This window comes from Pseudomonas vranovensis (assembly GCF_040438935.1).
Lineage (GTDB): Bacteria > Pseudomonadota > Gammaproteobacteria > Pseudomonadales > Pseudomonadaceae > Aquipseudomonas > Aquipseudomonas vranovensis.
On the sequence record NZ_CP159259.1, the window covers coordinates 3,289,727 to 3,301,903 of the forward strand.

Sequence of the window (12,177 nt, forward strand, 5' to 3'; positions counted from 1 at the left end):
CCCTTATACCGGCATCTGCATGATGTCTTGATAGGCCTGGACCAGCTTGTTGCGCACCTGGGTCAAGGCCTGAAAGGAAACGCTGGCTTTCTGCGAAGCGATCATCACGTCGGTGAGGTCCACGCCGCTCTTGCCGATTTCAAAGGCATTGGCCAGTTGCGTGGAAGCCTGCTGGGTGTCGCTGACCTTATTGATGGCCTGCCCCAGCATGTCGGCAAAATTGCTTGAGCCGAGCTCAGGCGCAGCAGCCGCCTTGGGCATCGACATGGCGTCCATCTGCATGGCCCGCATGTCCAACATCAATCGATTAAATTCAACACCTTGGCTCATGGACTTCTCTCTCCGACGACCCGCATTTTTTTGACACTCACGCAGCGGATAGGCAGGACTTAGCAACAAGAGTGCCAGCTCTGTCCGTACAGCGGACAAAAGCCCGAATGCACCCGACCCTTATGTGGCGTAGAGGCTGGCCTCGACATCCATCCCGGCATCACGCATCTGCGCCAGCTTGTAGCGCAGGGTGCGCGGGCTGATACCCAGGCGCTCGGCCGCTTCCTTGCGCCGGCCGCGTTCGGCGCGCAAGGTATCGATGATCATCTGGAATTCATGGCGGCGCATGTCATCGCCCAGGCCACTGGCCGCCTGCTCAAGCGGCGCTACCGGCAGGGCCGGAGCCGGGGCGGTGGCGAACATCGGCATGACCCCGGCCAGACAAAAATCCGCCGCCTCGATCACCCCGCCCTGCTGCAGGATCAAGGCGCGCTGCAGAGCGTTGTCCAGCTCGCGCACATTGCCGGGCCAGGCATAACCCTGCAGGCAGGTCTTGGCCTCGGGCGAAAGGCGCACCGGGGCATGCTTCATTTTATTGACGTGCCTGGCCAGCAGGCGCTCGGCCAGCGGCAGAATATCGGCGCTGCGCTCGCGCAACGGGCGCCATGCCAGCGGGAACACCGACAGGCGATAGAACAGATCTTCACGGAAACGCCCCGCTGCCACTTCACCCGCAAGGTCACGGTTGGTAGTGGCTACCACGCGAATATCCAGCGCAATCGGCTTGCGCCCGCCCACCCGCTCCACTTCCCGCTCCTGCAACACGCGCAGCAGCTTGGCCTGCAGCCCCAGGGGCATTTCGGAAATTTCATCGAGCAACAGGGTGCCGCCGTCGGCCTGCTCGAACTTGCCCGCCTGGGCAGCAATGGCGCCGGTGAACGAGCCCTTCTCGTGACCGAACAGGGTCGCCTCGAGCATGTTGTCAGGGATCGCGGCACAGTTGATCGCCACAAACGGCTCGCTGGCACGCCGGGACTGCTGGTGGATGTAGCGCGCCAGCACTTCCTTGCCGGTGCCCGACTCGCCGGAGATCAATACCGTGGAATCGCTGCGCGCCACCCGCGCGGCCAGCTCCAGCAATTGCGCACTGGCCGGGCTCACAGGCCACCGGACCTTCATCGGCCTGCCCTGCCACCACGCCAAGGGCGTGACGCGTCACCAGGTCCAGCAGTGCCCGTGGCTCGAACGGCTTGACCAGATAATCCACAGCGCCCTGGCGCATGGCCTCGACCGCGCGCTCGACCGCCGCGTGGGCGGTCATCAACAGCACCGGCAGGTGCGGCTGGCGCGCCCGCAACAGGGCCAGCAACTGGTGCCCGTCCATGCCCGGCATGTTGACGTCGCTGACCACCAGGCTGAACGCCTCGGCGGCCACCGATTCCAGCGCCTCTTCGGCCGAACCGACAGCGCGGTACTCGAAGCCGCCCAGCTCCAGGGTATCGCCCAGAGCCTGACGCAGTGCCCGATCGTCTTCGACCAGCAGCACCTTGATTGCCTTCATTGCGTGCTCTCCATGTTCCGCGCATCGATCAACGGCAACGTGACCAGCGCACAGGTGCCGCGGCCAGGCCGCGAGCGAAGTTGCAGAACGCCCTGGTGGGCTCGCGCCACCGCCTTGACCACCGCCAGACCAAGCCCGGTACCGGTGGCCTTGGTGGTCAGGAAGGGCTCACCCAGTCGCGCCAGCAAGGCGCTGTCGATGCCCGCCCCGGCATCGCTGATGCACAGGCGCAGCACCTGCCCACGGCGGTACAGGTGGACCTTCAGGCGCGCCCGGCTCAGTGCTGGCCTGCAGGGCGTTTTCGATCAGGTTGAGCAAGGCGCCGACCAGGGTGTCGCGGTTGCACAGCAACTCGCCCAGGTGGCTGTCGCACTGCCAGCGCACTTCATGACCCTGCACATGAGCCTGGGCGGCCTGCTGCAGGGCCTGGAACAGTGCCTTGGGCGTGAGCCGGTCGGTCAGCGGCAGCTCGCCGCGGGCGAACACCAGCATGTCGCGCACCTGATGCTCAAGCTCGTGCAGGCGCTCCTTGAGGTTGCCGGCAAAACGCTGCTGGGTTTCCACTGGCAGGGCCTGCTCGGCCAGGTGGCTTGCATACAGCAGGGCCGCCGACAGCGGCGTACGAATTTGATGGGCCAGTGAAGCGACCATTTTCCCCAGCGAAGACAGGCGCTCATGGCGGGCCAACTGCCCTTGCAACTGACGGGTTTCGGTCAGGTCGTTGAGCAGCACCAACTGCCCGGGCTCGGCATCCAGCGAACGCGTGGCGATCGACAGGCGGCGCCCGTCACGCAGCGACACTTCATGGCCGTCGTCATCGCGCGGGGCAAAACTGCGGGCGATCACTTCACGCCACAGCTCCCCTTCCAGCGGCTCGCCCAGCAAGTCGCAGGCCGCAGGATTGGCCTCGCGCACGCGCCCCTGGGCATCGATGACAATGACGCCACCGGGCAGCAGGTCAAGCAGGTTCTGCAAGCGGTTGGCCAGGCGCTCCTTCTCGGCAAGCTCGGCCATGCGCTGGGCACTGACCACCGCCAACTCGCCCTTGAGTTCGGTGACCCGGGCTTCGAGCAGGTTGTAGGACTCGCTCAACTGACTGGAGACCTGATCGAACAAGGCAAAGGCCTGCTCGAGGCCAAGGCGGCTTTCCTGTTCGGCGGCGTTCTGCCCCTTCACTTCAGGGACACAGGAGATGGGGGCGGCCTGGGGCATCGTGCTCTCTCGCGTGACTGACCGTCATAAAACGGTGTGTTGGCAGCGATAAAGCAATAGGCGTGCCGGGTACTTGACCAGCGGGTGCAACCCACCCGGTTGCAACCGGCCAAAGGCAGGCAGGACGGGCATTACAGCCCTGTAAAAGGTAGGGATATAACGCAAAACGGGGCGCCTGAGCGCCCCGCTGTGTTCAAGCAGGCGTCAATCCTCCGCCTGCTCCTCGCCGTCTCGACGACTCATGCCGTACTTGCGCATCTTCTCCACCAGGGTGGTACGACGAATGCGCAGGCGTTCCGCGGCGCGGGCAACGATACCGTTGGCATCGTCCAGCGCCTGCTGGATCAAGCCCTGCTCCAGGCCACCGAGGTAGTCCTTGAGGTCCAGGCCTTCGGGCGGCAGCATGGCGTGGGTGGCAAAGCTTGGCGAACCACCGTTGATGGCCACGCGCTCTTCCAGGTCCGAACGCAGGCTGTCGACCAGTTGCTCGTCTTCATCATCCACATAGCGGAATTTCTTCGGCAGCTCCGACACACCGATCACCCCGTACGGGTGCATGATCGCCATGCGCTCGACCAGGTTGGCGAGCTCGCGGACGTTGCCCGGCCAACCGTGGCGGCACAGCGACATGATCGCCGCCGAGTTGAAGCGGATCGAGCCACGCTTCTCGTGCTCCATGCGCGAGATCAGCTCGTTCATCAGCAGCGGGATGTCCTCGACGCGCTCACGCAGCGGGGCCATCTCGATCGGGAATACGTTGAGGCGGTAGTACAAGTCTTCGCGGAAGGTCCCCGCCTCGATCATGCTCTCGAGGTTTTTGTGGGTCGCGGCGATGATGCGCACGTCGATGCCCTGGGTCTTGTTGCTGCCTACGCGCTCGAAGGTACGCTCCTGCAATACGCGCAGCAGCTTGACCTGCATCGGCAGCGGCATGTCGCCGATTTCGTCGAGGAACAAGGTACCGCCGTTGGCCAGCTCGAATCGCCCGGCACGACTGGTGATGGCCCCGGTAAAAGCGCCCTTCTCGTGCCCGAACAGTTCGCTTTCCAGCAGCTCGGCCGGGATCGCGCCGCAATTGACTGGCACGAACGGCGCTTCGCGGCGCTTGGAATGGTAATGCAGGTTGCGCGCGACCACTTCCTTGCCGGTGCCCGACTCGCCAAGGATCAGCACGCTGGCATCGGTGTCGGCCACTTGCTGCATCATCTGGCGCACGTGCTGAATGGCGCGGCTGGTGCCGACCAGGCTGCGGAACAGGTTCGGCTCGCGCTGGCGACCGCGCTCGCGGGCCTGGTCGTACATCTCGCGATAGACCTGGGCACGGTGCAGCGAGTCCAGCAATTTGCTGTAGCTGGGCGGCATTTCGAGGTTGGACAGCACGCGACGACGCAGGTCGTCTGGAAGCTCGACAGAAGAAATTTCACCAATTAGCAAAACCGGAAGGAACTCATCCCAGGTTGCTACTGTCTTTAGCAAGCCCATCAGACTTGCCGGAGCGTTTACGGTCCCGATCAGGACACAGAGTACTTCACGACTGGACGACAACGACTCGACCACCTGCTGCCAATCAAGGCTGGAGCAGGACAAATTTTCTTCCCCAAGAAAATTCAGTACCACCGCTAGATCGCGGCGGCGGGCGCTATCGTCATCGATCAGCAGGATTTTGGTTTCACGCCACATGCAATAGCAACTTCCCTAGTCATTTCGGCGCCCTATTCTGGGCATGCTCGACATCATTCCGACTGAACGGTCAGTTTCGGACGTCTGAATATTGGAAAACAGCTACTAGTTAAGTCAAAAAAGCGGGCACAGTCAAATTTATGGCGCCCCTAATTCAGCTCGGCGCAATATTAGCTGAATAGTTGATACACTTTTGAAGCATTTCTGGACTGATTGATCTGGGTCATTTCATTGGCGATTGCCTGGCGCTCGCCGATGGTCACGTCCAGCAATTCACGGTAGACCTGCAGCAACCCTTCCAGCTTTTCACGCACCACCGCCTCGTCCATCGCCTCCTCGTTGAGCATCTCATCGATGCACGAGCGGCAGGTCTCGTCCAGTTTGCCGATGGCTTCCCAGTTGCGCTCGCTCAGCGCGCTCAGCAGCGCGTTGCGGGTATCGTCCATTCGTTGCAGTGCGTGACTCATGGCATCATCCTCGGCCGACCGGCCTATTCAACAGGGGCAGCGGCAGCGATCTCGTCCCAGCCACTTTTCACGGTGATCAGCAGGCGCGCCACTTCATCGATGATTTCGGCATCGTTGTCGACGTTGGCCTGCATGAGGCGATTGGTCATGTAGACGTACAGGCTGTCCAGACGCTCGACGTAGGCTGGGTCATCGCTCTTGCTGGCATCGAGGCCATCGCGCAGGCCGATGATGATATCGATGGCCTTGCCCAGCATCAGACCCTTCTCGGCGATGTCACCACGGGCCATGGCGCCTTTGGCCTGGGCCATGCGGTCCAGGCCGCCTTCCATCAGCATCTGCACCAGGCGATGGGGCGTGGCCTCGGAGATCTGAGCATGGGAATTGACCTTCTGGTACTGACGAAGGGCTCTCATGGGGTTCATGTTGCTACCTCGTAACAGGCAAAACTGCATTAGGTGGATTAACCAGCGTATCGGCGGGCGCTGGCAAAACTTTACCCGCCCTGTTCAAGCACAAAGCCCGGGTGGCACAAAGGCCAACCCGGGCTTGCTTGTCGCTACGCCGAATCACTCGTTCTTGCTGCGCGCGTTCAGGGCGTTGAGGGTGGTCATCACGCTGTTGCTCTGGGCGCGCAACTGGGCGACCAGCGAGTCCATGGCGTTGTACTTGTCCTGCAGACTCTTCTGCAAGGCGGTCATGCGCTCGTCCAACGAGTCTTGCTGTTTCTTCAGGTCGTTCAGATTTTCGGTCAGCGATTTGCTGCGTTCGGCCAGCGTGCCGGTTGTGGCCTTGGCGTAATCGTCAGTGACCTTGGTCATGCGCGCCAGCAAACCATCCTTGCCGTTGAAGATACTGGAGATATCTGCGGCATTGGTCGCTACGGCCTTGTCCCACTTCTTGTCGTCCAGGCTCAACAAGCCGCCGTCCTGCGAAGACGTGACGCCGAATGCCGCCAGGGACTTCATGGTGCCATTGCCCGAGAGCACATTGAGTTCGCTCCGGATCGAGGACATCAAGGTACGCATCGTGGCATCGCCGGTCAGTGCGCCAGCAATAGGCTGACCATCGGCCCCCATAGTGACCTTGGTCTCAGTGTTGATGACCTTTATCAGAGCGTTGTAGGTATCGATAAAACCTTTGACGCCAGACTTGAGCGCTGCGGGGCTGGTACTCAATGACAGCACCGTCGGATTGAGTTCACCCGTGGTGGCGTTTTTCCCGGATACACCGGTCAACTTGATATTCAGCCCACTCACAGCGTCAGAGATGTTATTGGTCTTGGACTCCATGTCGATGCCGTCGATGCTGTACTTGGCATTCTTCGGCTCATCGACCACGGTGTAACCGGTGTCGATGCCCGAGTTGCCCGACATCGTCAGGTCAGAGCCCTCGCCCATGGTGGTCGAGGTCAGTACCAGGCGCGAGCCATTGGCGTCGGTGAGGATGTTGGCGCTCAGGCCCGAGGTACCGAACTGAGTGTTGATGCTGTCGCGCACCTGCTGCAGGGTCGCGCCCGGCGGCACACTCAGGTCGTAGTGCTTACCAGCCTGCGAAATGGTCAGGGTGGTCGGGGTCGTCCCGGCATTGACTACCGAACTGGTACCACCGGCGTATACCTTGGTGGACAACTTGGAAGCACTGGCCATTTGAGTGACCAGCAAGGTGAAGCTGCCCGTCGACGCACCTGCTGCCGAGGTGAACGTCGCTACTTTTTCGTCGGAAGAGGTAAGGCTCAGGCCGGCGAAGCTGTTATCCGTACCCATGCTCGCCAACGCGCCTCGGAAGGCATCCAGGGCTGCCTGGATCTTGCCGATGGAAGACAATGTGGTGGTCGCCTTCAGTGTCTGGGTATTGATCTGTGCCTGCTTGGGCGCGCGCTCGGCGTCAACCAGGGACTTCACAATGGCCTGGGTATCGATGTCCGAACCGATACCGCTGACTGTTGTACCCGCCATCATTGTGCTCCTTGTTCAGTGGCTGCCACTTTCTTGACGAACGGCGTCGCAAAGTTCAGGCAGCAACAAAATTCATGCCAGCTCAGGCCTTGTCGGTAAACAACAGGCTGCCGGCTTCGCTGAGGCTTTGCGCCAGTTTCAGCGCGGTTTCCGACGGAATCTGGCGAATCACGTCACCCGACTCGGTGGCGATGACCTTGACCACAACCCGGCCGGTGGAATCATCGAGGGCGAAATCCAGCTTGCGCTGGCTGGCCTGGACGAATTCGCGAATATCCTTCACCGCTTTTTCCAGCTCGTCGCGCTTGGGCTCCGCCACAGGCGCTACCGCCTCCAGGGCCTTGGCACGCGCAGCCGGTTCGTTGTTCGGCGTAGCGTTCTGGGGCACGACCGGCTGATAAGTCAGGTTCAACTTGACGCTCATGTCCATGTCCGGACTCCTTATCACGAAAAAACGGAAGGGCACGTAAACGCGCCCTTCCGTTATTTACCAGGCGCCGATATTACTGAAGCAGCTTCAGTACAGCGGATGGCAGCTGGTTGGCTTGCGACAGGATCGAGGTCGAAGCCGACTGCAGGGTCTGTTGCTTGGTCAGCTCGGCAGTTTCAGCCGCGAAGTCCACGTCCTGCACGGTGGAGCGTGCAGCGGTGGAGTTCTTCTGGATGTTCTGCAGGTTGTCGACGGTGGTGGTCAGACGGTTCTGGGTAGCACCCAGGTTCGAACGCACGTCGTCGATCGAGCCGATGGCCTTGTCGATAACTGCCAGGGCGTTCTGAGCCAGGGCGGCGTCGGTGACGTTGGTGTCAGCGATGGTGGTTTTCTTGGAGGTGGCTGCAGTGGCGGTAGCATCACCGAACAGACCCTTCACGCCATCGCCAGTCAGCGAGTAACCCTTAGCCGAATCCAGCGACACTTGACCAGTAACGATCAGGTCGGTTGTAGCCAATGCAGTGCCGCCGGCAGTTGGGTATTCGCCGTCGCCGTCTTTAGCCGAAACCTTAATGCCTGCTTGAGCACCAGCATCGGTAGCGCTGAATTTCAGGTTTTCGCCGGTATCGGACTTAACCGACAGCGATCCGCCGTTGGATTCGTCGTAGTTGACGCTGATACCCAGTTTGGCAGCGTTAGACTTCAACTGATCAGCGAGGCCCGCGGTATCGGTGACACCAACAAACTCAACTTTCTGACCACCTACTTCCAAAGTGAAGTTTGCAGACTTAGTGGTAGATCCAGTAATTGCAGTGCTATCTACTTCGAACTTGACCTCAGTGCTGGCAGTTGCCGAAAGGCCACCTACGGCGCCGTTCAGCAGAGCTGCGGTGGTCTTCGCCGAAGAACCTTCTTTGATGGTCACAGTTTCCGACTGGCCGTTACCGGTCACGACGATGTCACCACCAGCTACACCTTTATCGGTAGGGGTGATCGCAACGCTCTTGACCTGCTGCGAACCAATGTTGTTTGCAGCAACGTTGTCCAGGGTCAGGTTGATGGTTTCGTTAGCGTTCGCGCCAACCTGAATGGCCTTGGTGCCGTAGGAACCGTCCAGCAGCTTCTGGCCACCGAAGGTGGTGGTCTGGGAGATACGGGTCAGTTCGGCAGTCAGCGCCTGGTATTCGTCGTTGTTCGACTTGCGGTCTTCGGCGCTCAGGGAGCCAGTAGCCGAGGACAGGGCCAGGGTACGCATTTTCTGCAGGATGTCGGTCGACGCCTGCATTGCGCCTTCAGCGGTCTGGGCAATGGAGATACCGTCGTTGGCGTTCTTGACCGCTTGGCCCAGGCCGTTGATCTGGCTGGTCAGGCGGTTGGAGATCTGCAGGCCGGCAGCGTCGTCTTTGGCGCTGTTGATACGCAGGCCGGAGGACAGGCGCTGCATCGAGGTTGCCAGAGCGTTGCCAGCCTTGTTCAGGTTGCCCTGAGTGGTGATCGACGCAATGTTGGAGTTTACGGTTAATGCCATGACGAAATCCTCGTTGGATGGATACTGCGGCTTCCGGCCCTGGCAACCGCCGGGTGTGGCCTAGAGAACCTTCGTAATGGTTATCGTCGTGAACGCAGGTTGCTTGAGGGGTTTTTTCAAATTTTTTACTAGCACCGTGCCACCCCCTTGCAATTCAAGGCCTTAGGCACCGTAAAAATCGTGCTTTCGCGGTAATTTTGACGCCAATAAAAAACGCCCATGACGTTTCGGTCATGGGCGTTTTTGTGTACGGCACTACGTAAAAGTTACGAGCGATAAAGAATCGCCGAACCCCACGACAGGCCAACACCAAAGCCGCTGATGGCAACGCGCTTCCAGGCGCCATCGAGCATGTGCTTCTCCAGCAGCAGGGGCACGCTGGACGACACGGTGTTGCCGGTTTCGAGCATGTCCTTGACGAACTTGTCCTTCACCGTCGACTCCGGGTCCTCTTCAAAGCGCCGGGCCACGGCATCGACGATGGCCGCACTGCCCTGGTGGATGCAGAACGCGTCGATGTCCGCCGCGCTCAGCCCCGAGGCATCGAGCAGCTCGTGCAGGTGCGCGGGCACCTTGACCAGGGCGAAGTTGAACACCTGGCGGCCGTTCATGAAGAAGTTGCCGTCGGTAATCTTCAGGTGCGCCGCACCGGAGCCGTCGGTACCAAAACGCGCCTGGCCCAGTTGCCAGGTAGCATCCTCGCCCATCCAGGTGGCGGTGGCGGCGTCACCGAACAGCATGGTGGTGTTGCGGTCTTCCGGATCGACGATCTTCGAGTACGGGTCGGCGGTGATCAGCAGGCCGTTCTTCAGGCCTGCGGCCTCCATGAAGCCCTTGATCGCATACAGGCCGTACACGTAGCCCGAGCAGCCCAGCGACACGTCAAAGGCCGCCACGCGGGTCGACAGGCCCAGTTTGTCCTGGACGATGGCAGCCGTGTGGGGCAAGCCTTCTTCGTCACCATTCTGGGTGACCACGATCAGCGCATCGATGGCCTGCGGATCAAGGCCGGGGTTGTTGGCAAACAGGGCCTTGGCCGCCTCTACACAGAGGTCGGAGGTTTCTTGCTCGTCTGCCTTGCGCGGCAGAAAGGTCGAGCCGATCTTGCCGAAGATGAACGCTTCATCCTTGCCGAATTTCGCACCCTGGGCGTAGTTGTCCAGGCCAGCGGTGGGCACGTAACTCGCGATACTTTTTATGCCAATCATTCTGGCTTCCCAATCAAAACTTCAAAGACTGCCGCTCGCAGAACTGAGGGCGCCAAAAACCGGGGTTGCACCACCCCTGGGTGGCACATGGCAGCGTTGTTGCCGGGTCCTGCACACAAAAAAAACGGCAACAAATTCTTGCAAATGCCACCGATAGAATACAGGGAAGATGCCCGATTTGACTCATTGGTCACACTCAATTGTCTAAGCGGTAGCGACGCTCATCACAACAGGCATAAAAAACCCCGGCAGGCATGACTGCCGGCCGGGGTTGTCGGGGCTGCCTCAGAGCTTGTTGAACAGGCTCAGCGACGACAGGCGCGAGAATGCCAGCTGCGAGGCCTCCAACATGGCCTGCTGCAAGGTCAGGGCGATGGCTGCCGTGGACATGTCGGTATTGCCGATCGCGCTCTGGGTGCTCTTGTTGGCCAGCGACAGGCTGGTGTTTTCCTGGGTCTGGATTTCCAACGAGTTGCCGCGCGCACCGATCGAGCCACGGGTGATGTCGATGCGCTCGCGCGCACTGGCCAGGTTGGCAATGCCCGAGGCTACCGCTTGCTTGAGGGCGAATTCGGACGCGTTGTCAGTGACCGGCTTGTCCAGTGCCGCGCGCAGCTGACCCAGGGTGTCAAGAACGTTCTGGGTCTTGTGGGCGTTGGCCGTGACCGCAAACTGATCGCCCGCCTTTGGCGCACCATCGAGTTCGTAGGTGACGCCGGCGACGGTCAGCGAATTACCCGCGACGGCACCTTTGGCAATAGGTTTGCTGTCGGCGCTGTAAGGCTGGGCGTACAGGGCAAATTCGCTGTCGCTGGTGAACTTGATGACGGCACCGTCGCTCGGGAAGGTGCTGCGATAGGCCTCGGCATCACTGATGCTGCTACCGGTGACTTGCGCGGTGGACGGGTTGCCGGCGCCGCGGGTGGTGGTCAGCGTGTCGGGACGCGCCTGCAGGCTGAACACGTGCCCGGCCACGGCGGTGTCGGGATCGTCGCCCTCCTTGAGGTTGACGTCGATCTCGAACTCGACTCCGCGCAGGGCGATGCGGTTGCCGCCCTCGGTGCTGCTGTCGAAAACACCGTTGGTGGGCGTCTCGCTGGTGATGTCCTTGCCGTTGGCATCGGTGATGCTGTACTGGGTGGCGCTGGTAAAGGTCAGCTTGTAGGGCTGGCCACTGGCAAAGCCGCCGTCGTTGTAGGTGTTGACCGAGCTCACCAGCCCCTGGGACACGCCAACACGACCGTCATCCACCGCAGGCGCCTGCAAAGTGGATTCGGTACGGGCCTTGTTGATGGCCTGGTCGAACACGCTGTAGCCGCTGTCATTGGTGGCCAGGTGCAAGGTATCGGAAACCTGCAGGCTGAGCTGGGTCTGGTCACCATGATAGCTGTAGGTGCCATCGCTGTTGCGCACGTAGGGTGGCGACGAGGTCTTGGAGCCGCCAAACATGTAGTTGCCGTTGGCATCGCGGGAATTGAGCAGGCCAAATACGTTGGCCTCGATCTCCTTCAGCTCGCTGCTGATCGAAGTGCGGTCGGCATCGCTCAAGCTGCTGCCGCCGGCACGAATGGCCAGCTCACTGGCACGCTGCATGGCTTCGTTGATGGTCGAGAGCACGCTCTCTTCCTGCAACAGCGCGTTGTTCACCGTGGTCATGTTGGCACTGTACTGCCCCAGCAGCGCTTGTTGCTGCTGCAGCAGCAACAAGCGGGCAGCCCCCACCGGATCATCTGCCGCCGTCTGGATACGGATACCCGACGACACCTGCTCCTGGGTCTTGGCCGCATCGGAGAAGGTCTTCGAGTAGCTGGTGGCGCTGGTCTCATAGAACTGAGCAGTGGAAATACGCACGATCGGCTACTC

General features: G+C 60.9%; 9 protein-coding genes and 2 pseudogenes. All 11 read right to left on the minus strand.

The annotated features are described in order from the left end of the window. Window positions 1-3: 3 nt before the first annotated feature. The 11 genes and pseudogenes from fliE to ABVN19_RS15365 all read right to left on the minus strand — a co-directional run bounded on the left by fliE (window position 4) and on the right by ABVN19_RS15365 (window position 12,165). On the minus strand, window positions 4-330 hold the full coding sequence (fliE, locus tag ABVN19_RS15315) for a flagellar hook-basal body complex protein FliE (protein WP_010224994.1): 327 nt from the start codon (window positions 328-330) through the stop codon (window positions 4-6). Between the two features lie 120 nt (window positions 331-450). Further along, window positions 451-1,831, minus strand: a pseudogene (locus tag ABVN19_RS15320) (sigma-54 dependent transcriptional regulator). After that, window positions 1,828-3,043: pseudogene (locus tag ABVN19_RS15325) on the minus strand (ATP-binding protein). The pseudogenes ABVN19_RS15320 and ABVN19_RS15325 overlap by 4 nt, the downstream one beginning before the upstream one ends. A gap of 204 nt (window positions 3,044-3,247) precedes the next feature. After that, window positions 3,248-4,723: a transcriptional regulator FleQ gene (gene fleQ, locus ABVN19_RS15330; protein ID WP_028945498.1), complete on the minus strand. Its 1,476-nt coding sequence runs from the start codon at window positions 4,721-4,723 to the stop codon at window positions 3,248-3,250. 170 nt (window positions 4,724-4,893) lie between these two features. Further along, on the minus strand, window positions 4,894-5,190 hold the full coding sequence (locus tag ABVN19_RS15335; RefSeq protein WP_105641591.1) for a flagellar protein FliT: 297 nt from the start codon (window positions 5,188-5,190) through the stop codon (window positions 4,894-4,896). Window positions 5,191-5,213: 23 nt separating this feature from the next. After that, window positions 5,214-5,615 (minus strand): flagellar export chaperone FliS, encoded by a 402-nt coding sequence (gene fliS, locus ABVN19_RS15340; protein WP_028945500.1) that lies wholly within the window; start codon window positions 5,613-5,615, stop codon window positions 5,214-5,216. A gap of 144 nt (window positions 5,616-5,759) precedes the next feature. Continuing rightward, window positions 5,760-7,148: a flagellar filament capping protein FliD gene (gene fliD, locus ABVN19_RS15345; RefSeq protein ID WP_028945501.1), complete on the minus strand. Its 1,389-nt coding sequence runs from the start codon at window positions 7,146-7,148 to the stop codon at window positions 5,760-5,762. Window positions 7,149-7,230: 82 nt separating this feature from the next. After that, window positions 7,231-7,578: a flagellar protein FlaG gene (locus ABVN19_RS15350; protein WP_028945502.1), complete on the minus strand. Its 348-nt coding sequence runs from the start codon at window positions 7,576-7,578 to the stop codon at window positions 7,231-7,233. A 73-nt stretch (window positions 7,579-7,651) separates the two neighbouring features. Further along, window positions 7,652-9,106: a flagellin gene (locus ABVN19_RS15355; RefSeq protein ID WP_028945503.1), complete on the minus strand. Its 1,455-nt coding sequence runs from the start codon at window positions 9,104-9,106 to the stop codon at window positions 7,652-7,654. 266 nt (window positions 9,107-9,372) lie between these two features. After that, window positions 9,373-10,314 (minus strand): ketoacyl-ACP synthase III, encoded by a 942-nt coding sequence (locus ABVN19_RS15360; RefSeq protein ID WP_105641592.1) that lies wholly within the window; start codon window positions 10,312-10,314, stop codon window positions 9,373-9,375. A gap of 285 nt (window positions 10,315-10,599) precedes the next feature. Then, window positions 10,600-12,165 carry a flagellar hook-associated protein 3 gene (locus ABVN19_RS15365; RefSeq protein ID WP_105641593.1) on the minus strand — a complete coding sequence of 522 codons (1,566 nt, stop codon included), beginning with the start codon at window positions 12,163-12,165 and terminating at the stop codon, window positions 10,600-10,602. Window positions 12,166-12,177: the final 12 nt, after the last annotated feature.